At 74.9% G+C, this 23,711-nt stretch carries 20 protein-coding genes; 11 read left to right on the forward strand and 9 right to left on the reverse strand.

Features of this window, described 5'->3' with window-relative positions; all coding sequences use genetic code 11:
- Window positions 1-9: 9 nt before the first annotated feature.
- From murC to ACFYYR_RS05460, 3 genes are all read right to left on the reverse strand, one after another.
- Window positions 10-1,428 (reverse strand): UDP-N-acetylmuramate--L-alanine ligase, encoded by a 1,419-nt coding sequence (gene murC, locus ACFYYR_RS05450; RefSeq protein WP_388847154.1) that lies wholly within the window; start codon window positions 1,426-1,428, stop codon window positions 10-12.
- A gap of 42 nt (window positions 1,429-1,470) precedes the next feature.
- Window positions 1,471-1,938 (reverse strand): indole-3-glycerol phosphate synthase, encoded by a 468-nt coding sequence (locus ACFYYR_RS05455; RefSeq protein ID WP_388847156.1) that lies wholly within the window; start codon window positions 1,936-1,938, stop codon window positions 1,471-1,473.
- Window positions 1,939-2,059: 121 nt separating this feature from the next.
- Window positions 2,060-2,848, reverse strand: coding sequence for a pyrimidine reductase family protein (locus tag ACFYYR_RS05460; protein ID WP_388847158.1), 789 nt, complete (start codon window positions 2,846-2,848; stop codon window positions 2,060-2,062).
- Between the two features lie 210 nt (window positions 2,849-3,058).
- On the opposite strand from ACFYYR_RS05460, the gene zapE reads away from it, so the two are divergent.
- The 3 genes from zapE to ACFYYR_RS05475 all read left to right on the forward strand — a co-directional run bounded on the left by zapE (window position 3,059) and on the right by ACFYYR_RS05475 (window position 7,178).
- Window positions 3,059-4,126: a cell division protein ZapE gene (gene zapE, locus ACFYYR_RS05465; protein WP_388847287.1), complete on the forward strand. Its 1,068-nt coding sequence runs from the start codon at window positions 3,059-3,061 to the stop codon at window positions 4,124-4,126.
- A 352-nt stretch (window positions 4,127-4,478) separates the two neighbouring features.
- Window positions 4,479-5,843: an alkaline phosphatase PhoX gene (locus ACFYYR_RS05470; RefSeq protein WP_388847160.1), complete on the forward strand. Its 1,365-nt coding sequence runs from the start codon at window positions 4,479-4,481 to the stop codon at window positions 5,841-5,843.
- A 135-nt stretch (window positions 5,844-5,978) separates the two neighbouring features.
- On the forward strand, window positions 5,979-7,178 hold the full coding sequence (locus ACFYYR_RS05475; RefSeq protein WP_388847162.1) for a polysaccharide deacetylase family protein: 1,200 nt from the start codon (window positions 5,979-5,981) through the stop codon (window positions 7,176-7,178).
- A gap of 62 nt (window positions 7,179-7,240) precedes the next feature.
- Here ACFYYR_RS05475 and ACFYYR_RS05480 read toward each other — a convergent pair whose 3' ends face one another.
- The 3 genes from ACFYYR_RS05480 to ACFYYR_RS05490 are packed head-to-tail and all read right to left on the reverse strand — an operon-like array spanning window position 7,241 to window position 9,610.
- Window positions 7,241-7,909: an ABC transporter gene (locus ACFYYR_RS05480; RefSeq protein WP_388847164.1), complete on the reverse strand. Its 669-nt coding sequence runs from the start codon at window positions 7,907-7,909 to the stop codon at window positions 7,241-7,243.
- On the reverse strand, window positions 7,906-8,931 hold the full coding sequence (locus ACFYYR_RS05485) for an ATP-binding cassette domain-containing protein (RefSeq protein WP_388847166.1): 1,026 nt from the start codon (window positions 8,929-8,931) through the stop codon (window positions 7,906-7,908). Before ACFYYR_RS05485 ends, ACFYYR_RS05480 begins: the two co-directional genes overlap by 4 nt.
- Window position 8,932: 1 nt before the next feature.
- Window positions 8,933-9,610 (reverse strand): AIM24 family protein, encoded by a 678-nt coding sequence (locus tag ACFYYR_RS05490; RefSeq protein WP_388847168.1) that lies wholly within the window; start codon window positions 9,608-9,610, stop codon window positions 8,933-8,935.
- On the opposite strand from ACFYYR_RS05490, the gene ACFYYR_RS05495 reads away from it, so the two are divergent.
- The 4 genes from ACFYYR_RS05495 (at window position 9,552) to ACFYYR_RS05510 (ending at window position 15,087) form a co-directional block, all read left to right on the forward strand.
- The gene (locus tag ACFYYR_RS05495; protein ID WP_388847170.1) at window positions 9,552-10,442 is read left to right on the forward strand and encodes a peptidyl-tRNA hydrolase; all 891 of its coding nucleotides are present in this window, start codon (window positions 9,552-9,554) and stop codon (window positions 10,440-10,442) included. The two genes, ACFYYR_RS05490 and ACFYYR_RS05495, sit on opposite strands and share 59 nt — an antisense overlap.
- Window positions 10,443-10,817: 375 nt before the next feature.
- On the forward strand, window positions 10,818-11,657 hold the full coding sequence (locus ACFYYR_RS05500) for a DUF4142 domain-containing protein (protein ID WP_388847172.1): 840 nt from the start codon (window positions 10,818-10,820) through the stop codon (window positions 11,655-11,657).
- A gap of 181 nt (window positions 11,658-11,838) precedes the next feature.
- Window positions 11,839-13,185, forward strand: coding sequence for a DUF692 domain-containing protein (locus ACFYYR_RS05505; RefSeq protein ID WP_388847174.1), 1,347 nt, complete (start codon window positions 11,839-11,841; stop codon window positions 13,183-13,185).
- 282 nt (window positions 13,186-13,467) lie between these two features.
- Window positions 13,468-15,087, forward strand: coding sequence for an alpha/beta hydrolase (locus ACFYYR_RS05510; RefSeq protein ID WP_388847176.1), 1,620 nt, complete (start codon window positions 13,468-13,470; stop codon window positions 15,085-15,087).
- 152 nt (window positions 15,088-15,239) lie between these two features.
- On the opposite strand, the gene hemQ is transcribed toward ACFYYR_RS05510, so the two are convergent.
- On the reverse strand, window positions 15,240-15,971 hold the full coding sequence (gene hemQ / locus ACFYYR_RS05515; protein ID WP_388847178.1) for a hydrogen peroxide-dependent heme synthase: 732 nt from the start codon (window positions 15,969-15,971) through the stop codon (window positions 15,240-15,242).
- Window positions 15,972-16,047: 76 nt separating this feature from the next.
- Complete coding sequence (gene hemG / locus ACFYYR_RS05520) at window positions 16,048-17,484, reverse strand: protoporphyrinogen oxidase (RefSeq protein WP_388847180.1); 1,437 nt, start codon at window positions 17,482-17,484, stop codon at window positions 16,048-16,050.
- A 181-nt stretch (window positions 17,485-17,665) separates the two neighbouring features.
- On the opposite strand from hemG, the gene ACFYYR_RS05525 reads away from it, so the two are divergent.
- Together ACFYYR_RS05525 and ACFYYR_RS05530 are read left to right on the forward strand one after the other, a co-directional pair.
- On the forward strand, window positions 17,666-19,060 hold the full coding sequence (locus tag ACFYYR_RS05525; RefSeq protein ID WP_388847182.1) for an FAD-dependent oxidoreductase: 1,395 nt from the start codon (window positions 17,666-17,668) through the stop codon (window positions 19,058-19,060).
- 270 nt (window positions 19,061-19,330) lie between these two features.
- Window positions 19,331-20,524, forward strand: coding sequence for a hypothetical protein (locus ACFYYR_RS05530; protein WP_388847184.1), 1,194 nt, complete (start codon window positions 19,331-19,333; stop codon window positions 20,522-20,524).
- 125 nt (window positions 20,525-20,649) lie between these two features.
- Here the strand turns inward: ACFYYR_RS05530 and hemE are convergent, their stop codons facing one another.
- A complete protein-coding gene (hemE, locus tag ACFYYR_RS05535; RefSeq protein WP_388847186.1) occupies window positions 20,650-21,720 on the reverse strand; it encodes a uroporphyrinogen decarboxylase in 1,071 nt (356 codons plus the stop codon).
- Window positions 21,721-21,812: 92 nt separating this feature from the next.
- Between hemE and ACFYYR_RS05540 the strand changes: the two genes are divergently transcribed.
- Together ACFYYR_RS05540 and ACFYYR_RS05545 are read left to right on the forward strand one after the other, a co-directional pair.
- On the forward strand, window positions 21,813-22,457 hold the full coding sequence (locus ACFYYR_RS05540; protein ID WP_388847188.1) for a DUF3000 domain-containing protein: 645 nt from the start codon (window positions 21,813-21,815) through the stop codon (window positions 22,455-22,457).
- 467 nt (window positions 22,458-22,924) lie between these two features.
- Entirely contained in the window at window positions 22,925-23,587 is a 663-nt protein-coding gene (locus ACFYYR_RS05545) for a response regulator transcription factor (protein ID WP_351508467.1), read from the forward strand.
- Window positions 23,588-23,711: the final 124 nt, after the last annotated feature.

The following is a 23,711-nucleotide window of genomic DNA, read 5'->3' on the forward strand; positions in this document are numbered from 1 at the left end:
GTCCTCTCCTCAGCTCGTCGGGCGGGCGAGGCCGCTGTCCTCCAGCCGGGCCAGGATGCGGGGGCCCAGTTCGGTCACGTCGCCCGCCCCCATGGTGAGAACGAGATCACCGGGCTTGGCCATTCCTGCGATCAGGTCCGGGACGGCCGTCTTGTCGTGCTCGGCGGTGACGTCCGCGCCGCGGGCGGCGGCCGCGTCGATGATCAGGGCGCTGGTGACCCCCGGGACGGGGTCCTCGCGGGCCGGGTAGATGTCGAGGACGACGGAGGCGTCGGCGAGGGTGAGCGCGTCGCCCATCTCGGTGCCCAGTTCCTGGGTGCGGCTGAACAGGTGCGGCTGGAAGACCACGAGCACCCGGCCCTCCCCGGCGCCGCCGCGGATGGCCTCCAGGTCGGCGGCGATCTCGGTGGGGTGGTGGGCGTAGGAGTCGATGACCTGGACGCCGGCCGCGGTGCCCTTGAGCTGGAGCCGCCGGTTGACCCCGGTGTAGGAGCCGAGGGCCTCGGCGAGCCCCTCGACGGGGAGGCCGAGCGCGGCGCCCGCGGCCAGGGCGGCGACGGCGTTGCCCGCGTAGTGGCGGCCCGGGACGGAGACGGTGAAGGTGACCGTGCGGCCGTCGATCAGGACGGTGACCTCGCTGGTCAGACCCTGCGGGGCGATCTTCGCGATGCGCACGTCGGCGTCGTCGGCCTCGCCGTAGGTGACCACGCGGAGCCCGTCGCGGCCCCGGACGCGCCGGGTCAGCTCCCGGGCCCCGTCGTGGTCGGCGGAGACGACGAGCGTGCCGCCGGGCCGGACCCGGCCGACGAAGGTGTCGAACGACTCGTGGATCTCGTCCATCGACGCGTAGTTGGCGTGGTGGTCGAGCTCCACATTGAGGATGATCGCGACCTCGGGCGTGTACTTGTGGAAGCTGCGGTCGCTCTCGTCGGCCTCGGCGACGAAGATGTCGCCGCCGCCGTGCCGGGCGTTGGAGCCGGGGACGTCGAGGTCGCCGCCGATCGCGTACGAGGGGTCGCGGCCCAGCGTGGTGAGGCCGACGGCCAGCATGCTCGTGGTGGTCGTCTTGCCGTGGGTGCCCGCCACGGCGATCGGGCGCAGCCCCTCCATCAGCGCGGCCAGCGCGTCCGAGCGGTGGACGACGGGGATGCCGAGCTCGGTGGCGCGGGCGAGCTCCGGGTTGTCGGCGCGGATGGCGCTGGAGACGACGACGCAGCTGGCGTCGTCGGCGAGGTGCCCGGCGGCGTGCCCGATGTGCACGGTCGCGCCGAGCGCGCGGAGTGCCTCGGCGGTGGCGGAGTCGCGTGCGTCGCTGCCCGCGACCCTCGCCCCGCGCATGGCGAGGATCTTCGCGATGCCCGACATCCCGGCGCCGCCGATGCCGATGAAGTGCGGTCGGTCCATGGCGGACGGAACGGCCGGTGCCATCGTGGAGTCTCCCCGGGTCGCTGGTCGGTGAACGCGGACAGCCTATTCGGTGTGCGCGTACAGCTTGAGCACCGGGACGCCGACCTGGTGCCGGGCGCGGGAGGTCCAGTCGCGGTGGAAGAACTCCTCCACCAGGTGCGGCCGGGTCAGCACGATCACCTCGTCGGCGTTCGTCTCCTCGACGACGGACCGCAGCAGGTCGAGCGGGCGCTTCTCGACGATCTGCCCGACGGCCTGGCTGCCGGCGGCGCGCAGCGCCTCGAGGGAGTGGTTGAGCGCGCGCTCGGCGGGCTGGAGGGCGGCGTTTCCGGCTGGTTCGTCCCCCTCGTGAACGGCCTCGTCCAGCTCGCCCAGGGCGACGTCGTCCAGGGCCCGGAGCAGCCGGTCCTGATCGCCGTGGGGCTGCATGAGGACGACGAAGGAGGACGGGTCGTCGCCGTGGAGGGTGGTGACGAGCTCCACATCCGTGGGAACCAGCGGCTTCTCGATCATCAGTACGGTCGTGAACACGGCAGGGCCCTTCGTCTTCGCGGGCCCACGGGGCCTGCAGCGCCCTCCGGTACGTGTCCGCAGGTGTCTGCGCGGATGTGGGCCCGGCGGAACAGACCGGTGCGGCCGGTTCCGCGGATTGTCAGATCCGACGGTAGCGGGTGAAAAGGTACCCGTCCTCCTCGAGTACGGACGTGAGATCGAAGCGTTCCGGTTCCTCGATTCCGGGGCCGTCCATGATCCGGGGGGCCGCGCCGACGGTGACGAGCGGCGCGACCGTCAGACACAGTTCGTCGAGTACCCCGGCGGCGGCGAACTGACCGAGCAGCCGGGGGCCGCCCTCGGTGAGCAGCCGGGTGTGGCCGCGCTCGGCCAGCGCCCGGACCGCCGCGGCCGGCTCCACGCCGTCGCCCTCACCGGCGACGACGACGTCGGCGCCGGCGGCGCGGGCGGCCTCGGCCCGGTCGGCGTGGTGCGCGGCGCCGGTGAGCACGATGGTCGGGACGGCCGGCTCGGTGAAGAGCGGCAGGGTGAAGTCCAGGTCGAGGCTGGCGGTGACCACGGCGATGGCGGGCGCGGGTGTCTGGCCGAGGGCGGCGCGCCGGGCGGCGAACGCCTCGCGGGCCCGGGCGGGCCGGTAGCCCTCCTGCCGGACCGTTTCGGCGCCGGCCACGACCACGTCGGCGAGCCCGCGGAGCACCCCGAAGATCCGCATGTCGGCCTTGGAGGACAGCGGCTGGGAGCGGCCGTCGTGGTGGGCGGCGCCGTCGACGGAGGACACCATGTTGCCGCGGAGCCAGGCCCGCCCGGGGCGGTCCGGCGGCGCGGCGGGATAGGCGTAGGCGTCGGCCAGCTCGTCGAGGCTCCACTCGCGGCCTTCGGGCCGGTCGGGGGCGGTGAGTTCGGCGGTCGGCGGGAGCAGGCGTCGCATGCGGTGCAGTCTGGCACGGCGCTCCGGCGGGGGTGCGGTGCGGCTCGTTCGCTCCGGGGGCGCCGCGTTCGGTTTGCGGAGCGCACCCGGCGCTCTTCCGGGTGGACGGCGCCGGCACCGCCGTGAGCTGCGGCGTCGTGGGGGCGGCGACGGGAGGGACTAGGCTGGTCCGCTGTGTCGTCCTCCCTTTCTGCCTCCGAGCCGAGCCCGATAGCCGCCTCGTCCCCCGCGGGGGCGCCGCAGGCGCTGTGCGACCGTGAGCCGCACGTGCCCGCGGAGCGCCTGGTCGCGGAGATGGTGCCGCCGCCGCGCTTCGACTCGGTCCGCTTCGAGACCTACGTCCCGGACCCGGCGCAGCCCAGCCAGGCCGAGGCCGTGCAGGTGCTCGGCGGCTTCGCCGCGGGTCTCGACGGGGCCGGCGCGGCTGGGGGCGGCAAGCGGCGCTGGTTCGCCCGGAAGCCGGCGGCGCCGAGCGGGCCGCGCGGGGTCTACCTCGACGGCGGCTACGGCGTCGGCAAGACGCACCTGCTCGCCTCGCTCTGGCACGCCACCCCGGCACCTGCCGAGCGCAAGGCCTTCGGCACCTTCGTGGAGCTGACCAACCTCGTCGGGGCGCTCGGCTTCCAGCAGACCGTGCGGACGCTCAGCGAGCACCGGCTGCTCTGCATCGACGAGTTCGAGCTCGACGACCCCGGTGACACGGTCCTCGTCTCGACCCTGCTCGGGAAGCTCGTCGAGGCGGGCGTGGCGCTCGCCGCGACCTCCAACACGCTGCCCGGCAAGCTGGGCGAGGGGCGCTTCGCCGCCGCGGACTTCCTCCGCGAGATCCAGGGGCTGTCGGCGCACTTCCGCCCGCTGCGGATCGACGGCGAGGACTACCGGCACCGCGGCCTGCCCGAGGCTCCGGCCCCGTTCACGGACGAGCAGGTCACCGGGGTCGCCGGGCGCACCGGCGGCGCCACCCTGGACGCCTTCCCGGACCTCCTCGGCCACCTCTCCCGGGTCCACCCGAGCCGGTACGGCGCGCTCTGCGACGGGGTCCGGGCCGTCTGCCTCACCGGGGTGACGCCGGTGCCGGACCAGTCGACGGCGCTGCGTCTCGTGGTCCTCGCGGACCGGCTGTACGACCGGGAGGTGCCGGTGCTGGCCTCCGGCCTGCCGTTCGACCGGCTCTTCAGTGAGGAGATGCTGGCGGGCGGCTACCGGAAGAAGTACTTCCGGGCCATCTCGCGGCTCACCGCGCTGGCCCGGGACGCGAAGACGCTCGTCGAGGCCTGACGCCTTCTTACGGGACGCGGCACCTTCGTACGGGACGCGGCACCCGACGCGGCTCCGGGGGAGGCACCTGCCTGCCCCGCCCGCGGGGCCTGGTGCGCGCCCGCGTGATCGTCGACCGGGCCGTCTCCCCCGACGCGCGGTTCGTCCGCCGCACGGCAAGCGGTGCTCAGCGAGGGTCCGGGACGCCCGGCAGGCAGGCGGTCCTCGCGGATCGGGCCCGCGGGACGCGCCCGTCCGGGGCGTGAGCGGGTGAGGCGTCCGCAGGGCGGCACGGCGCGGGTGGTTCCCGTGGGACGAACCGCGTGATACACACAGCCGGTCATATTTCCTGTCCGCCAGCAGGGAGTTGCCCATGTCCGCGACACGACGTCAGATCCTCGCCCGTACCGGAGCGCTGGGGGCGGCGATCGCCTTCTCCGGCAGCGTCCAGGAGCTCTTCGCCGGCCCGGCCGCCGCACTGGAACGGGGCGCCACCGGCTACGGCCCGCTCGTCCCCGACCCGCACGGGCTGCTCGACCTCCCCGCGGGCTTCCGCTACACCGTGCTCTCCCGCGAGGGCGACCCGCTCCGCTCGGGCGAGGGCCCGGTGCCCAGCAATCACGACGGCATGGCCGCCTTCCCCGGCAGCGCGGGCCGCACCCATCTGGTGCGCAACCACGAGAACCGCGTCACCGCGAAGCTGCGCGTCCCGGCCGTGCCGGGGCTGACGTACGACCCGGCCGGCCTCGGCGGCTGTACGGCCCTGGAGCTCGACGCGGGCAACCGCGTGCTCGACGAACGGGTCGCCATCGCCGGCACCGCGGTCAACTGCGCCGGTGGCCCGACCCCCTGGCACACCTGGCTGACCTGCGAGGAGACCGAGGACAAGGCCGGGACCAACGGCTACACCAAGGACCACGGCTTCATCTTCGAGGTCGATCCGCGCGATCCGCACCGCACCGGAGCCGTGCCCCTCACCGCCATGGGGCGCTTCCAGCACGAGGCGATCGCCGTCGACCCGCGCCGGGGCATCGTCTACGAGACCGAGGACGCCTTCCTCAAGCCGTTCGGCCTCTTCTACCGCTTCCTGCCGGAACAGCCGCTCGGCGGGACGGGATCGCTGCGGGCGGGCGGCCGGCTCCAGGCCATGCGGGTCCCGGGAGTGGCCGACCTGTCCGCCGTACGGCAGACCGGCACGAGCTTCGACGGCATCGAGTGGGTGACCGTGCCCGACCCGCTGGCCCGGCAGACCCCGGTCCGGCTCCAGGACTTCGGGCCCCGGGGCATCACCCACGCCCAGAAGCTGGAGGGGTGCTACTGGGGCGGCTCCTCGGTCTACTTCGTCTGCAGCTTCGCCAAGCGCGCCGAGGGGTCGGCGGCCGACCACTTCGGACAGGTGTGGCGGTACGACCCGGACCGCCGCCGGCTGACCCTGGTCGTGCGCTTCGGTTCGAGGACCGATGTGCAGCTGCCCGGCGAGTCGCCGGACAACATCACCCTCGCGCCCGGCGGCGGGCTGATGGTGTGTGAGGACGGCGACGGCGCTCAGCACGTCTTCGGGGTCACCCGGCAGGGGCAGGTGTATCCGATGGCCCGCGGCCGGCAGAACATCGGCACCCCGGACAAGCCGGAGTGGGGCGAGTTCGCCGGCGTCACGTTCGCCCCGGACGGCCGCACCATGTACGTCAATTGCTACACCCCGGGCACCACGTTCGCGGTCACCGGCGCCTGGCGCTGAGCACGCCGCGGCGCCCGCGGCCGGGCATCGAACGGCCGCGGGCGCCGGTCCCGACGGAGCGCCCGGCACCTGGCCGGAGCAGCGGGCGGGGGTCGACAGCGCGCCGATCGGGACGGGCGCGGTTACTCTCCGAGCATGATCGACTTCACCGGGCCACGGGCCCGCTCCCGGATGTTCCAGTCCTTCGGCCGGGCTCTGCTTCCGCTGTGCGCCGTGGCCCTGACGGCGTGTGGAGGAGCCGCCATCGAGCCGGAGGGAGGGCAGGCGGCCGGTGCCGCCCCCTCCAAGTCGCCCGGCGGAGCGGCGGGGCAGCCCGCGGCGCCGACCCTGCCGCCGGGCCCCGGCGGGCTCACCCCCGTCTTCTCGCACGGGCCGCGCGAGGGCGCCAAGACCGTGGCGCTCAGCTTCGACGCGGCGATGGCCGCCGACCAGAGTGCGCGGGCCGCGGGCGGCGAGCGCTTCGACAACCCGGCCCTCACCGACACGCTGCGCCGGATGAAGGTACCGGCCACCTTCTTCCTGACGGAGCGGTGGACCCGCGAGTACGCCGAACAGGCGGGATCCATCGGCCGCGACCCGCTGTTCGAGGCCGCCGTCCACGCCGGCGAGCGGCCCGCCGCCTCCCCGTGCCAGGACAAGCAGCCGGCCGCGGACCTGCGCAAGGAGGTCGAGCGGACCGTGACCGCCATCCGGCGGGCCGGGGCACAACGCCAGGTGCCGTACGTCCGCTTCCCCGAGAAGTGCTTCGACGAGCGGACGCTCAAGGCCGTCGCGCCCACCCGGATGACCGCCGTCCGGTGGGACGTGTCGGCCGGCGACGTCGGCGCGACCGACACCCGGAAGGTCGCCGACCGGGTGCTGGCGCAGGTCAGACCCGGATCGGTGGTGGACCTGCGGAGCTCGCTCAGCACGGCACCGGTGACGGACGAGGTGGTGGCGCGGATCGTGCCCGAACTCCGGGCGAAGGGCTACCGCTTCGTCCGCGTGTCGGAGCTGGTGGCCGCGGAGCAGGAGGCGTCCAAGGCCCGTCCGGCGAAGCCGAGCGCCGCGAAGCCCGGTACCGAGAGGCCCGCTGCCGAGAAGCCGAGCGCGGAGAAGCCCGGTGCGGCGAAGTCGAGCGCCGCGAAGCCGGAGGCCGCGCGGCCGGGCGGCGGGGCGGCGAGCGCGGACGAGCCGGTCCGGCCGAGCGCGGCGGCACCCTCCCGCTCCGCCGCTCCGTCCGCTTCCGCCGCCCCGTCGGCCTCCTCCGCCGCATCCGCGTCCGAGGCCTCCCCCGCCGGGTCCGCCTCCCCGCGGAAGACCGGCGGATCGTGGATGCCGGTGCCGAACCCCTGAGCCGTACCGCCGGGACGGATGACAGCAGGTACCCGTCCGCCGCCCCCTGCCGACGCCGGCGGTCAGGGGCGGCGGGCGCTCAGCACACAGGCGGTGGCGGTCGCCGCGGCCGCCAGGACGGCGGAGGCGGCGAGCGGCAGCCACGGCAGGGTCACGGTGCCCGTCAGGGAGCCGGTGACGAGCCCGGTGACCGCCGCGTTCGCCGGTGATCCGCCGATGACGAGAACGAGCAGGGCGGCGAGCGCGGTGGCCGGCACGGCACGGCCGGTGCTGTGCAGCAGCGGCCGGTTGCACAGGGCTCCGACGGCCGTGCCCAGCAGGGCGCAGACCAGCGCCCCGAGGAATCCGGCCGCGGCGGCGGGCAGCACGGGCACCCTGACCTGACGGTCCGCGCTGTGGGGATCGCTGATCACGGCCACCAGCAAGGTGGTCACGGCCGCCAGGCCGACCGCCGCGAGCAGGGCGACCAGCACGGCGGCGAGGTGCACCCGGGCGGCCCCGGCAGCGGCGGCGCCGCAATGGCGCGCCGCGGCGGGCTCGTTCGTGGCACAGACCCGGACCAGCCAGGCGGTGACGGGGAGCAATGCCGCCGCGGCGTAGCCGAGGGAGTCCAGCAGCGGCTGCCCCGCCTGCACCGAGACGACCAGGAACGCCGCGTACAGCAGGACCGGCGGCAGCCAGCGCTGGGACCGCAGGAGCAGCGCGGCCTGGTAGCGGACGAGGGCGGTCACGGGGCCTCCGTTTCCGGGCCGGGCCGGGCAGCTGTCTCCGGGCCGGGCAGGGCGTCTGTCTCCGGGCCGGCAGCCGGCCGGGCATCCGGTTCCGGGTCGGTGGCCGGCCATGCGTCCGGCCTCGTATCCGGGTCCGCGGCCGGCAGCGCATCGGTCTCCGGGCCGGCGGCACCGGCTCCGGGGCCCGGCCCGGCCGGGGTCACCGCGTGCACGTGCCAGGGCGGTTCGGCGGTGAGCAGGGCGCGGAGCAGAGCGTCGGAGTGCGCGGCGGCGACGGTGAGCCGGGTGGTCCCCGACGGCGTGGGCTCGGCGGCCGGGAGGCCGGGCAGTCCGGCCGGCGGTTCGGCTCCGGGCGGGCCCTCGGCCTCGATCCGGACCCGCGGGCCGTCCTCCTCGTCGCCCCCGGGGCGGCGCCGGACCGGGACCAGGCCGCCGTCCTCGACCCGGTGGGCCGCGTCCGTCGCGCCGGCGAGGCGGCGCGGGTCGTGGTCCACGAAGACCACGGTGCCGCCGTCGGCGACGCGTTCGGCCACGGCCCGGTCGAGGACGCCGCGGGCCTGCTGGTCCAGGCCGGTCCAGGCCTCGTCGAGGACGAGCAGGCCGGGGCGGGCCATCAGTGCCTGCGCCACCGCCACCTTCTGGCTGGTGCCCTTGGACAGCTCGGCGAGCGGGGTACGGGCGTGCCCGTCGGCGCCGAAGCGGGTCAGCCACAGCTCGGCGGACCGGACGGCCGCCTCCCCGCGCAGCCCGTGCACCCGGCCGAGGTGGGTGAGATAGCCGAGGGTGTCGAAGGGCAGCCCGCCGGGGAACCGTTCGGGGACGTACGCGGTGCGCGGCCGCCCGGCGATCCGTCCGGCGCTGGGGGTGTCGATGCCGGCGAGGAGCCGCAGCAGCGTGGACTTGCCGCTGCCGTTGCCGCCCTCGACGCGCACCAGGGTGCCCGGGGCCAGGTCGAGGTCGACGCCGCGGAGCACCCAGGGGCCGGCGAGCCCGTAGCGGCGTCCGACACCGCGCAGCTCCACGTCAGTTACCGGGCTTCCGCTCCGGCACGGCCTCGCTGGGCCGGACGATGACGAAGCCCTCGCCGTCCAGCCGGAGCTGCACCGCTTCTCCCGAACCGCCGCGCAGCATCGAGCCGAAGCTCTGCGAACGGTGCAGCGAGGTCTGCAGCGCGGAGCTCCAGCCGACGACCGCGTCGGTGTCGACGCACACCGGGGCCTGCGGGGACACGGGTATGACGATGGGTTCGCCCTCGCAGACGATGCCGAGTTTGCCGTGGCCGCTGAACCGGCTGTTGAAGAGGCCGCCGCCGGTCATCCCGGCGCCCTTGAGCACCGTGATCTCGTAGGACAGGGAGGAGTCGAAGCAGAGCACGTTCCGGCCGTTGACGGTGAGGCTGTCGCCGGGGGTGAGATCGACGATGAAGCAGCTCGCGGCCTCGTGGGCGAACCAGGCCTCGCCCTGGCCCCGGACGGCCATCAGGGCCAGGCCCTCGCCGGTGACGGCGCGTTTGAGGAAGTTCCCCATGCCCTGGCTCTGCCGCTCGAACTGCAGATCCCCGCGGAACGCGACCATCGCGCCCTGACGCGCGTAGCACTCACCGTGCACGGCGTACTTGATCGATTTGGAGTTCTGCAGGGTCATGCCGGGCGCGGTGGCCGGCTCGGCCATGTTCCGGGAGGCGAAGAGATCGCTGTGCATGGCGGCATGTTCCCCCGGAATAATCTGCTCCGCCAACACCCTCCGGAGCCGCCGCGCCCGCTGCTGTCAGACTGGACGGGTGACGAGCGCCGATACCAGCCCCAGCAGCACCGCCCCCCGTGCCGGTTCCGGCACCGGTCCGTTCCAGGCGGGGACGACCGAGCGGGACGCGGCGCCGCAGTTCGTCCTGCCGCTGGTGGTCCGGCTGGAACGCGCCGCTCCCCCGGCGCGTACGGACGCCCTGGAGACGGCGGCGCGCGCGGTGCTCACCCTGCTGTCCGACGAGCGCGCGACGGACGAGGACGGCGCGTGGGCCGAGGCGGTGCGGGACTGGCAGGACGCGCGGATCCGCAAGGTGGTGCGGCGGGCGCGCGGCGCGGAGTGGCGGCGCGCGGAGAGCCTTCCGGGCATCACGGTCACCGGAGCCTCCGCGGAGGTACGGGTCTTCCCGCCCGTGCCGCTCGACGGCTGGCCCAAGGAGCTCGTCAAGCTCCAGGTCTCCGGCACCGAACTGGACGACCCCGAGCCGCCCGCGGCACCGGACCCGGCCGGACCGGTGCTGTGGCTCAACCCCGCGGTGACGATGTCGGCCGGCAAGGCGATGGCCCAGGCGGGCCACGGAGCCCAGCTGGCCTGGTGGCGGCTGTCGGCCGCGCACCGGGAGGCCTGGCGGGCGGCGGACTTCGCCCTGCGGGTGCGCACCCCGGACCCGGCCCACTGGGAACGGCTCACCGCGAGCGGGCTGCCCGTCGTCCGGGACGCGGGCTTCACCGAGATCGCCCCCGGCTCGGCCACGGTCGTCGCGGACCATCCGGCGCTACGGACCGGCTGATTCCCGCCCCCGTCCTCCCGTGCGGGAGCACAACTCCCCCGGCCCGTCCGGCTACCCATCGGTATTCCTTCGGAGCGCATTGAACGCGCGGCGGGCGCGCTGCGTACTCCTCCGTGCCACCCGCACACCATCACGCCCCGGGCCACTCCCCCCCACGGCCCGCCGTCCCAGCCCGTCGAGGGAGGTCACCGCGTCGAGAGATGCCCTTGAAGTCCAGCCCGTGCCGTACGGCCCCGGCTCAGCCGCCCGACGCCGCTTGACCGACCTCTCGGTCGGCGCTTGGCTGACGCAACTCGACCCGCTTCGGCCGCAGATCCGACCAGCCCGGCATCTGTGCCGAGTGCACCCCCGTGTGCCGCCCCTGCAGGAGACACCTTGCGACACATCAACGCAACCAAGCTGATCATCGTGGCGCTCGTCGCGACGCTCAGCGCCCTGATCTATCCCGTGTGGTCCTATGCCGACCGGGCCGGGCCCGGAGCGAACAACCCGTCCATCGACAGCGTGGACACCAAGTGGGGCCCGCTGTCCGCCGTCGACCGGGACTTCCTGGTCAAGGTGCGGCTGGCCGGACTGTGGGAGCTCCCGGCGGGGCAGCAGGCGATGGAGCGCGCGCCCACGAAGGCGATCAAGGATGCCGGGGACCACCTGATCGTCGGGCACACGGACCTCGACAAGCGCGTCCGCGACATCTCGGCGAAGCTCGGGGTCGAGCTGCCGAACCAGCCGAACGCGCAGCAGCAGGGCTGGCTCAAGGAGCTCTCGGACGCGCAGGGCATGGAGTACCAGCGGAAGTTCGCCATGCTTCTGCGGTCCGCGCACGGCAAGATCTTCGGGGCGATAGGCAACATCCGGAACACCACCCGCAATTCGCTCGTGCGGCAGATGGCCGACGACGCGAACGCGACGGTCCTCGACCACATCACCATGCTGGAGCGCACCGGGATGGTCGACTTCGACGCGATCGTGAACGATGTGGCCACGGCTCCCCCGGCGCAGCCGACCGGCCCGCCGCCGCCCAGCTCGACCAACATCCCCGCCCCGATCCCGGTCGTCCCGGGCGACGGTGTGAAGACGACGTCCAAGCCGTCCGCCGCACCGACGGGCGAGCCCGCCCCGGGCTCCACCTCGGAACCGCAGCTCGGAACGGGTACCGAACCCGGCGGATCCGGCGTCGAGCCGGGCGGATCCGGTACGACCTCCGGGGGCTACTGAGCCCCGGAGCGGCGCCTGACTCCGACGGGCCCGGGGCCCCGGCTGCGGCCGGCGCACCGGGCCCGTCGCACGCGGGGAACCTCAAATCAACCTCTGAACCACGGCGCCGCGGGGTTCGGGCCGGCATGCGGGGGCCATCACACGGGCACCTGTGGACATCACGCAAGGGAGGGGGCGAACGATGGAGCGCCTGGGTACGGGCATCGGATGGCGGCCCGAGATCGCCGGGACCGTGGCGGAACTGCCGGGTCTGGACTGGGTCGAGGTCGTGGCCGAGAACATCTGCCCGGGCCACCTCCCCGAGCCGCTGCAACGGCTGCGCGAGCGCGGCACCACGATCGTCCCGCACGGGGTGTCGCTGGGGCTCGGCGGCGCCGACCGGCCGGACCCCGGCCGGCTCGCCGCGCTCGCCGAGCGGGCGGAGGCCCTGGGCGCGCCGCTGGTCACCGAGCACATCGCGTTCGTCCGGGCGGGCGGCCTGCTGACCGCCTCACCGGAGCTGGAGGCGGGCCACCTGCTGCCGGTGCCGCGCACCCGCGAGGCCCTGGACGTCCTCTGCGAGAACGTCCGCATCGCGCAGGACGCGCTGCCCGTGCCGCTCGCGCTGGAGAACATCGCCGCGCTGATCGCCTGGCCGGGCGAGGAGCTGACGGAGGGGCAGTTCCTCTCCGAGCTGGTGGAACGGACGGGCGTACGGCTCCTCATCGACGTCGCGAACCTCCACACCAACCACGTCAACCGGGGCGAGGACCCGGCGGCGGCGCTGGACGGGCTGCCGGTCGACGCCATCGCCTATGTGCACGTGGCGGGCGGCGTGGAGAAGGACGGGGTGTGGCACGACAGCCACGCCCATCCGGTGACGGAGCCGGTGCTGGAGGTGCTGGCCGACCTCTGTTCCCGCACCGAACCGCCCGGCGTCCTGCTGGAACGGGACGAGGACTTCCCGCCGCCCGGGGAGCTCGAGGCCGAACTCGACACGATCCGCGGGGTGGTGGCCCGGTCCGCGGGCGAGCGCACCGCGGCGGCGGGGCGTACGCCCTCCCCGGCGCCGGTGCCCGCCCTCAGGGAACCGGCCGCCCCGCTCCCCGACGGCGCGGCCGCGGCGGCAGGTGACGCCGCCCGGCAGCGGCTGGCGCTCGCCCAGACCGCCCTGCTCTCCGCCCTGGTGGCGGGCACCCCCGCGCCCGAGGGCTTCGATCACGGGCGGCTGCGGGTCCAGAGCCGCGCCCTCCGCGCCAAGCGCGCCGATGTCGTCGCCAAGGTCGCTCCCGAGCTGCCGGACCTGCTCGGCAGCGGCTACCGGCCGGCGTTCCTGCGGTACGCCCGGACCCGTCCGATGTCCGGCGGCTACCGCCGGGACGCCCTGGACTTCGCGGAGCACCTGCTGCACCGCGAAGGCTCCGGGCACGCTGCGGACCCGGCGGTGCGGCGGCAGCTGGAGACCTGGTGGCGCGAGCGCTCCGGCCCCGCGCCGCTGCCCCGCGGCCGTCTCGCCCGGCTGCTCGCCGGGATGCGCCGGACGCACTGACCGGCCGGGGAGGCCGACGGACCGTGCCCCGCGGCGGTCTCCCCGAGGCCGGTCGGCCTCGCGCACCGCCGCGAAGACCACGCGGCCTCGCGCCCCTGCACGGGTCCGCACGGCCCGCGCCCCCGCCCGGCACCGCGCCCCACTACGCCGTCCGCACCCCCCGCGCCACCCCTGGTGGACCGGTCGGGCGGTTCCCCTCCGACACACCGAAAGGTCCTTTACTTCCGCATTTTCGCCACTGATCATCCCTTGTCATATTTCTTCGTATGAGGGGATGACCCTGTGAGAGCAGCAGTGCTGTACGGCACCCTCGGGTCGCTGGTCCTGACCGCAGTCGTCGCCACTCCTGCCGGAAGCCTCGCCCCGCCACCCGGTGGCGCGCTCGCCGACACCGCCGAGGCCCGGGGCACCGCCGTCGCCGTGCAGCGCGCCACGGCCGCGGGGGTCCGCTTCGGGCGCTGCCACCGCACCGAGGACCTGCCGAGCCCCGTGCAGTGCGGCACCGTATCGGTGCCCCTGGACTACGCCCAGCCGGACGGCCGGAAGATCTCCCTCACCGTCAGCCGGACCCGGGCCGCCGGCACCCGGGCGGAGCGCCAGGGCGCGCTGCTGTTCAATCCCGGGGGCCCGGGGGCCTCCGGGATGGCGTTCCCGCTGTACGCGGCGCTCCCCGAGTGGAAGTCCGTGGCCAGGGCCTATGACCTGGTGGGCTATGCACCGCGCGGCGTCGGCCGTTCCGCGGCGGTCTCCTGTCAGGACTCCGCGGAGCAGGCCAAGGCGCCCACGAACCTGCCGGTCCACCCGTCGGAGGAGTACAAGCAGATCCGCCGGGCCAAGGCGGAGGCGTACGCCCGCGGCTGCTCCTCCCGGATGAGCACGACGCTGCGGCACTACACCTCGCTCAACAACGCCCGCGACCTCGAAGTGATCCGCGCGGCGCTCGGCGAGCAGAAGCTCACCTTCTACGGCGCCTCCTACGGCACGTACATGGGCTCGCTCTACGCCACGCTGTTCCCCGGCAAGGTGCGGCGGATGGTCCTCGACAGCGCGGTCGACCCCGACCCGAAGCAGATCTGGTACCAGGCCAACCTGGACCAGTCGCTCGCCTTCGAGAGCCGCTGGGCCGACTGGCGCCGCTGGGTCGCCAAGCACGACTCCGTCTTCCACCTGGGCCGGACCCAGCAGGCGGTGCTGGCCTCCTACGAGAAGGCACGCGCCAAGGTGGAGCGTGAGCCGGCCGGCGGTGTGGTGGGGTCGGAGCAGCTGCAGGCGGCGTTCCTGAAGGTCGGCTACTACGACGCGTACTGGCCGCGCCGCGCCCAGGCCCTGTCGCAGTACCTCCAGGGCAAGCCGAAGCAGCTCGTCGACCAGGCCCGGCCGCGCCCCGAGGACGCCGTCGAGGACGAGAACGGGCTCGCCGTCTACACGACGGTGGAGTGCAACGACGCGCCCTGGCCGACGAGCTGGGCCACCTGGGACCGGGACAACACCCTGCTGGCCCGGTCGGCGCCGTTCGAGACCTGGGACAACGCCTGGATGAACCTGCCGTGCGCGTACTGGCAGGAGCCGCGGCAGCAGGCCCTCGACGTCCGCACCACCGCGGGCGCGCTGCCCCCGGTGCTGATCCTCGCCGCCGAGCGGGACGCCGCCACCCCGTACGCGGGGGCGCTGGAGCTCCAGCGCAGGCTGGCCGGATCGTCGCTGGTCACCGAGCGCCGGGCGGGTACGCACGGCATCGCGCAGGGCGAGAACGCCTGTGTGAACCGGCACTTCGAGGAGTACCTGCTGCGCGGCCGCACCCCGGGCGCGAAGGCGTACTGCGGGCCGCACGCCGAGCCGGACCCGCGCGAGCCGCAGGTGCCGGAGCGCCAGCTGCGCGCGGTGCCGCGCCCCGGCGTCTGACCGGCGCGCGCCTCGAACGGGCGCTCGGCGTGCCCGATGAGGTCACGTGGCCCGGGCGGGTCGCGTGGCCCGGGCGGGCGCCGTGCAAGGGCCCCTGAGGGAGGGCGGATCCGGCTTCGGGACCGGATCCGCCCTTCGTCAGGCCGGATTCGTCAGGCCAGGCCCGCCACGAGATCGGCGACGGCCTTGCGCCGCCCGGTGTAGAACGGCACCTCCTCGCGCACGTGCCGCCGGGCCTCGGACGCCCGGAGGTGCCGCATCAGGTCGACGATGCGGTACAGCTCGTCCGCCTCGAAGGCGAGGATCCACTCGTAGTCGCCGAGGGAGAAGGACGCGACGGTGTTGGCCCGGACGTCCGGGAAGCCGCGGGCCATCTTGCCGTGGTCGGCGAGCATCCGGCGGCGGTCCTCGTCGGGCAGCAGGTACCAGTCGTAGGAGCGGACGAAGGGGTAGACGCTCACGTAGTCCCGGGCGACCTCGTCGGCGAGGAAGGCCGGGATGTGCGACTTGTTGAACTCGGCGGGGCGGTGCAGCGCCATGTTCGACCACACCGGCTCCAGCGCGCGGCCCAGCTTCGTGCGGCGGAAGAGGTTGTAGGCGTCCTGGAGCGCGTCGGAGGTCTCCGAGTGCCACCAGATCATGACGTCCGCGTCGGCCCGGAGGCCGGAGACGTCGTAGGTGCCGCGCACGGTGACGTCCTTCGCGGCGAGCTGCTCGAACAGCTCCTCCACCTCGGAGGCGTATCCGGACCGGTCCTCCGGCAGCACGTCGCGGAGCTTGAACACCGACCAGAGCGTGTAGCGGATGACCTCGTTGAGGTCCTTGGCCTTCTTGCCGGCGTTCGGGCCCTTGCCGGTTTCGGGTGTCTGAGCAGCAGCAGTCATGCTGCCCATTCTCGCTCCCCGCCGGCGCTGCCCGGCGCCAGGGGTCGCCCGGTACGCCCGGCGGCGGGCTCCGCCGCTACCGGCCCCCGGGGAGCTGTCCGCGCAGGCCGGCCAGCACCTCGTCGGCCGCGGTCCGGGCGCTCGCGACGCACGCGGGGATGCCGACGCCGTCGTAGGCCGCGCCGCACACCCGCAGACCGGGCAGCTTCGCCACCTCCGCGCGGATGCGGGCGACGCGGCCGAGGTGGCCGACGGGGTACTGCGGCAGCCCGTCGTTCCAGCGGGTGACGCGGGTGGCGACGGGCCGGGCGGTGAGGCCGACGGCGTCCCGCAGGTCGTCGCGGGACACCTGGACGAGGCCGGCGTCGTCGCGTCCGAGCACCGCCTCGTCGCCGAACCGTCCGACGGAGGTGCGCAGCAGGAAGAGTCCCGGGTCGGCGTCCTCGCCGTCGGTGTGCCAGCTCCACTTGCGGCTGGAGAAGGTGGACGCCTTGATCGTGCGGCCGTCGACCGGCGGCACGAGGAAGCCGCTGCGCTCGGGCAGCCCGGTGACGTCCGCGGCGCGGAAGGCCAGGGTCACCAGGGCCACCGAGGCGTAGTCGACGGCGGACAGCTCGGCGGCGGCCGCCGGGGAGTCACCGGCGAGCAGCCGGGCGGCGGCGGGGGCGGGGACCGCGAGGACCACCGCGTCGGCCTCGAGGGGCCGGCCGCCGGCGACGACGACGGTCCAGCCGGTGCCGTGGCGCAGCAGCTTCTCCACGCCCGTGCCGGGCAGGATCTCGCCGCCGGCCGCCCGGACGGCGTCGGCGGTGGCGAGCGGCAGCCGGCCGATGCCGCCGTCGATGCCCATGAAGACCGGGCCGGTCTGCTGCCGGGCGGCGGCCCGGGCCTGGATGTCCCGGACGCCCTCGGTGAGCGAGGGGTGGGTGCGCGCGGCCTCGAAGAGCTGCGGCACGGCGGCCCGCATCGAGATCCGGTAGGCGTCTCCGGCGTACACCCCGCCGAGGAGCGGTTCGACGAGCCGGTCGACGACCTCCCGGCCGAGGCGGGCGGCCACATATGCACCGACGGCGACGTCCTCGCCGACCTCGGTGGGCGGCAGTCCGGGCTCCCCGGCGATCCGGTCGAGCGCCTCCGGGGAGAGGACCCCGGACGCGGCCAGCGGCGCCGGGCCGGCGGGCACGCCCATCACATGGCCCGTGGGCATGGGACGCAGTTCCCCGCGGGTCCACAGCGAGGCAGAGGTGGTGGCGGGCGCGCGGAGGTGGTCCCCGAGGCCGACCTCGCGGGCCAGCTCGACGCCTTCCGGGCGCCGGGCCAGCATCGACTCCGCGCCGAGGTCGACCGGCGCGCCCTCGATCCGGTCCGCCCACAGCTTGCCGCCGAGCCGGCCGGAGGCCTCCAGGACGGTCACCCGGGCTCCGGCTCCGGTCAGCCGGTGCGCGGCGGCCAGCCCCGCGATTCCGCCTCCGACGACAACGACATGGGCCGTACGCGCATCCGCCTCGCTCATGTGCTCAACTCTCTCAGACCGGACGGGGCTTCCCTGCCGGGCCCCGGTCGGCGAGCAGCCCGGTAGTGCTCCCCCGATCGGCCTCGACCGCACAGTCCGCGAACGGGCGGCCGGAAGGGGCGCTGCCGGAACCGGCCGCACGTAGCGTGGTCGGCACAGGACGGCGGAGGGAGCACGGGCGATGGCGGCACAGCGGCTGGTGGTGATCGGCGGGGATGCGGCGGGCATGGCCGCAGCGTCCGCGGCCCGCAGGCTGAAGGGCCCCGGCGAGCTGGAGATCATCGCCTTCGAGCGCGGCCGGTACACCTCGTACTCCGCCTGCGGCATCCCCTACTGGGCCGCCGGTGACGTCGACGGGCCGGACGCCCTGGTGGTCCGCACCGCCACCGAGCACCGCCGCCGCGGGATCGGACTGCGGCTGCGGACCGAGGTCACGGAGATCGACCCCGACCGGCAGCGGGTGCGGGTGCGGGATCTGGACGCGAACGACGGTGAGCGCTGGGAGGGCTACGACCGGCTGGTCGTGGCCACCGGCGCCCGGCCGGTCCGGCCCGGCCTGCCCGGCTTCGACGCGGACGGGGTGCACGGGGTGCAGACGCTCGACGACGGCCGGGCGCTCGTCGAGGCCCTCGGCGGGCGGGGCGAGGGGCTGCGCGCCGTCGTCGTGGGAGCGGGGTACATCGGGGTGGAGATGGCCGAGGCGCTGATCCGGCGGGGCTGTGAGGTCACCGTGCTGGAGCGGTCCGGCCGGCCCATGGCCACCCTCGATCCGGACATGGGGCGGCTGGTGCACGACGCCATGTGCGGGCTGGGCATCGAGACCGTCACCGGCGCCGAGGTCACCGGGATCCGCACCACGGACGCCGGGCGGGTCGCGGCGGTGCTGACGCAGGAGGCGGAGTACCCGGCGGACCTCGTCGTGCTGGGGCTGGGCGTCCGCCCCGAGACCTCGCTCGCCCGGGACGCCGGACTGCCGCTCGGCGACTCCGGTGGCCTGCTCACCGACCTGTCGATGCGGGTGCGGGGCCGGGAGGACATCTGGGCGGGCGGCGACTGCGTCGAGGTGCTGGACCTCGTCTCGGGCCGCACCCGGCACCTCCCCCTCGGGACGCACGCCAACAAGCACGGCCAGGTCATCGGCACCAATGTGGGCGGCGGCTATGCGACGTTCCCGGGGGTGGTGGGCACGGCGGTCAGCAAGGTGTGCGATCTGGAGATCGCCCGCACCGGGCTGCTGGAGGTGCAGGCGGCCGCCGCCGGACTGCGGTACGTGGCGGTCACCGTCGAGTCGACCAACCGGGCCGGCTACTACCCGGGCGCCCGGCCGATGACGGTGAAGATGCTGGCCGAGCGCCGCACCGGCCGGCTGCTGGGCCTGCAGATCGTGGGGCGCGAGGGCGCGGGCAAGCGGGTCGACATCGCCGCGGTGGCGCTCACCGCCGGGATGACCGTCGAGGCGATGACCGCCCTCGACCTGGGCTACGCGCCGCCCTTCTCCCCCGTGTGGGACCCGGTCCTGGTGGCGGCCCGCAAGGCGTCGGCCGCGGTGGCGCAGGAGAGCCGGGGCGAGGGGTAGGGGGCGGAGCGGAGCACGGCAGCCGGGACGGCCGTGGAGCCCGGCAGGAGCCGCGGCGGCGGGAACACCGCGTTCCCGTCCGGTCAGGGACGGCACGGCCGGGCGCGGACACGCACGGCCGGGGCATCGAGGCCGGCCCGGCAGGAGACGGCCGAGGCCGGTACAGCCGGGACCACCAGGGCCGCGTCGGCCCCGGCAGGCCCGGGATCTGCGGAATCCCGCCCTCCCCGCTGTCCCGGGGCACTCACCCGTACCGTGATAATCGCCCCCATGCCCGAACTCACCCGGACCCCGACCGAGTCCCCGCCGAGTCCGTCCCTGCGCGACCGCGCCACCGCCTCGCTGCGCGCCGCAGCGCCCGCACTGCTCGCGTACGCCGGAGCCCGCGCGGTGGGGCTGATCGTCCTCGGCATCTCCGCGTCGGTCGCCGGGAAGAGCCCGCACACGCTGCTCAGCGCCCGCTGGGACTCCCTCTGGTACGCCCGGGTGGCGACCGGGGGCTACGGGTACGAGGTGCACCTGCCGAACGGCGACGTCCACTCGAACCTCGCCTTCTTCCCGCTGATGCCCGCCCTGGAGCGGGCGATCTCCGCCCTCTCCCCGCTGAGCGTGCCGGACGCGGGGCTGCTGGTGAGCTGGACCGCCTCGCTCTTCGCCGCCTGGGGGATCTACGCGACGGGCGCGCTGCTGCACGGCCGCCGGGCGGGGGTGATCCTCGCGGTGCTGTGGGGGGCGTACCCGACGGCGTTCGTGCAGTCGATGGCCTACACCGAGACGCTGTTCACGGCGCTGGCCGCCTGGGCGGTGTACGCGGTGCTGACCCGGCGCTGGGTCTGGACGGGCGGCCTCGCGGTGCTCGCCGGGCTGACCCGGCCGTCGGCGGCGGCGGTGGTCGCGGCGGTGTGGATACCGGCGGCGGTCGTCCTCTTCCAGGCCTGGCGCGCCGGCGCCCGCCCCGGCCGGCTGCTGCGCGAGCACGGCCGGATGCTGCTCGGGGTGCTGCTGGCGCCGCTGGGCTGGCTGGCCTACGTGCTCTACGTGGCGGTCCGCAACGGCAGCCTGTTCGCCTACTTCGAGGTGCAGGGCCAGTGGGGCAACGGCTTCGACGGCGGTGTGGCGCTCGCCGGATTCGTCTGGCACCACCTCACCACGAACCTCCTCGCCGGGCTGGGGCTGTGCGCCGCGCTGGCGCTGCTGGGGTGGCTGCTGTGGCTCTGCGTCCGGCAGCGGATGCCGCTGCCGCTGCTGGTGTACACGGCGGCGATGGTGTTCGTGTCCCTGGTCGGCGCGGGCTACTTCGGCTCACGGCCGCGCCTGATCATGCCCGCGTTCCCGCTGCTGCTGCCCCCGGCGGTGGCCCTGCTGAAGCTGCGCCCGGCGCGCACCGCCGTGGTGCTGGGTGCGGCGGTGCTCGCCTCGGCGGCGTACGGGGCCTTCACCCTGCTGGGCTCGGGCCCGCCCTGACCTGCCGGAACGACACACCGGGCGGGGACGGCACAGCGCCGTCCCCGCCCGGTTCCCGTTCGCCTGCCGGTCCTGTTCGGCGCGCCGCCCGGGCGGCGCGCCGAACAGGACCCAGCCGATGCGATCTAGCGCGCCGTCTCGGTGTGGACGTACTCCACGAGCCGGGTGAGCGCGTCCGGGTCCGTGCTGGGGAGCACGCCGTGGCCCAGGTTGAAGACGTGGCCGGGCAGGTCGCGGGCGGCGTCCAGCACCTCGCGGGCCTTGGCCTCCACGGCGCCGCGCGGCGCGAACAGCACGGCCGGGTCGAGGTTGCCCTGCAGCGCCTTGCCGGGGACCCGGCGGGCCGCCTCGTCCATCGGGACCCGCCAGTCGACGCCCACCACGTCCGCGCCGGCCTCGCTCATGAGGCCGAGCAGCTCGCCGGTGCCGACGCCGAAGTGGATGCGCGGCACGCCGTACCCGGCGACCGCGTCGAACACCTTGGCCGAGGCGGGGAGGACCGAACCGCGGTAGTCGACCGGGGCGAGCGCGCCGGCCCAGGAGTCGAAGAGCTGCACCGCGGAGGCGCCCGCCTCGATCTGCACCTTCAGGAAGGCGGAGGTGATGTCCGCGAGCCGGTCGAGCAGGTCGGCCCAGAGCTCCGGGTCGCCGTACATCATGGCCTTGGTGTGCTCGTGGTTGCGGGACGGGCCGCCCTCGACGAGATAGCTGGCGAGGGTGAACGGCGCCCCGGCGAAGCCGATCAGCGGGGTGGACCCCAGCTCGCCGGTGAGCATGCCGACGGCCTCGGCGACGTACCGCACGTCGTCCGGCTCCAGCGGACGCAGCCGCTCCAGATCGGCGCGGGTCCGCACGGGCTGGGCGACGACCGGGCCGACGCCCGGCTTGATGTCGAGGTCGATCCCGATGGCCTTGAGCGGGACGACGATGTCGCTGAAGAAGATCGCCGCGTCGACCTTGTGCCGCCGGACCGGCTGCAGGGTGATCTCGGTGACGAGGTCGGGGCGCATGCACGAGTCGAGCATCGGGATGCCCTCGCGCAGCTTGAGGTACTCGGGCAGCGAGCGCCCGGCCTGCCGCATGAACCACACCGGCGTGTGGGACACCGGTTCGCGGCGGCACGCCTTCAGGAACACCGACTCGGCTACGGCTGTGCTGGTCTGCTGCTGGCCCGTCGGGCGTTCAATGGCACTCACGCACCAAATCTTCGCACGCGCCCGCCAAGAGGGTGCCGCCTCCCGGGTGTCCCTACGCGTCCCGGGCTCCCGTTCCGCCTAGTCTTCCCCGCATGGCTGCGGCTCAGGGACACCTTGCGGACGGTGCTGACAACACGGACGGGGACGAGGCCCCGCTGCCCTTCCGGCAGGCGGTCGAGGCGCTGCGCACAGCCCGGCTGCGGCCGGAGATGGAGATCGACCCGGCGCGCCCGCCGCAGCGGCTCGCCCCGTTCTCCTACGCCCTGGAGGCGGCGGTCGTCCAGGACGACCAGGACCTCTCCGACGGGCGGCTCGTCCTGCTGCACGACCCGAAGGGCCACGACGCCTGGAAGGGGACCTTCCGGCTGGTGACGCTCGTCCGGGCGGAGCTGGAGCCGGAGATGGCGGCCGACCCGCTGCTCCCCGAGGTCTGCTGGTCGTGGCTGACCGGCGCGTTCGAGGCGCGGGGGGCCGAGTACAAGGAGCCGAGCGGCACCGTCACGCTGGCCGGCTCGCACTACTTCGGGGGGCTCGCGGACCGGGCACCGGCCACCCAGATCGAGATCCGCGCCTCGTGGACGCCGCTCGAGGGCAAAGGGGGCGTGCCGGACACGGCGGCCCACCTGGCCGCCTGGTGCGAGCTGCTGTGCCAGATCGCAGGGCTGCCGCCGGCCAACGGCTCGGACGGGGCCGTGGTCACCCTGCCGCAGCGACGGGGCCCCCAGCCGCCCCACTGACCGGCCCCCGCCGCGCCCATGGCGGCGGGCACCGGCAGCAGCCCGCGTCCCGCCGCCCCCTCGGCCCGTCGGCGTCGCCGGCCGTCCCGCCGTCCCGCCGTCCCGCCGTCCCGCCGTCCCGCCGTCCCGCCGGAAAACCTGCCCCACCCCGCGCCGCCCGGCGCGCGCGACCGCCCCCTCCGGACCCGCCGCGCCGCGTTCCGCGCGCCAGCGCCCCGTGCCCGCTCCACGCGCTCTCGCGCCCCCGCGCTCGGCTCGCGTCCGGCGCCGGGCAGGCCGGCTCGACCACCGCGCCGCTGATGATCGATCACGCATCCGAATTGCCCGAATTGTTACTCACCAAATCGTGATCATTGACTAAAGCTGCCCGGATTTGCTGCCGAAGGAACCTGTGACCCTTCCCGCATGGATCGCCCCGACTTCCCCTGGGCCGGCCCACGTCCCACCACTCCCCCTCAGGAGGCCTGGTGTCCGTTCTTCTCGAGCAGCCCGCAAGCCTGGTCGCCTACCGCCCGAACAAGCCGACGGCCATGGTCGTCGTCGCCGACCCCCGTGTCCGCTCCACCGTCACCCGCCACCTGTGGGCGCTCGGCGTGCGTGACGTCATCGAGGCGTCGTCGATCGCGGAGGCCCGCCCCAGAGTCGGCAACCCCCGCGACATCTGCGTCGCCGATGTCCACCTGCCCGACGGCTCGGGGCTGACCCTGCTGTCCGAGACCCGCGCCGCGGGCTGGCCGAACGGCCTGGCCCTCTCCGCCGCCGACGACATCGGCGCGGTGCGCAACGCGCTCGCGGGCGGCGTCAAGGGGTACGTCGTCACCGGCACCCGTACCAACCTGGGCATCCCCGGGCGGCCCGGCGCGGTGCCGGTCGGCGCGGCGGCGGCCCGGATGCAGCGCCGCCCCCCGGGCGCCCCCGGGCACCCCGGCGGCTACCGGGAGCTGTCCGGCCGCGAGGTCGAGGTCCTGCGGCTGGTTGCGGAGGGCCAGTCCAACAAGGCCATCGGCGTCTCCATGGGGCTGTCCGCGCTGACGGTGAAGAGCCACCTCGCCCGGATCGCCCGCAAGCTCGGGACCGGGGACCGGGCCGGCATGGTGGCGGTCGCGCTCCGGACCGGCATCATCCACTGACCGACACCGCACGGGCGCCCCCCCCCCGGCGCGGACGGCCGGCGGGGCCCCGCCGACCCCGCGTCCCCTGACCCGGGGACCGCCCCCCACCGACACCCCCACGCCCCCCACCCCCCCAACCCCC

The sequence above is a fragment of the Streptomyces sp. NPDC001922 genome, assembly GCF_042891165.1.
Lineage (GTDB): Bacteria > Actinomycetota > Actinomycetes > Streptomycetales > Streptomycetaceae > Streptomyces.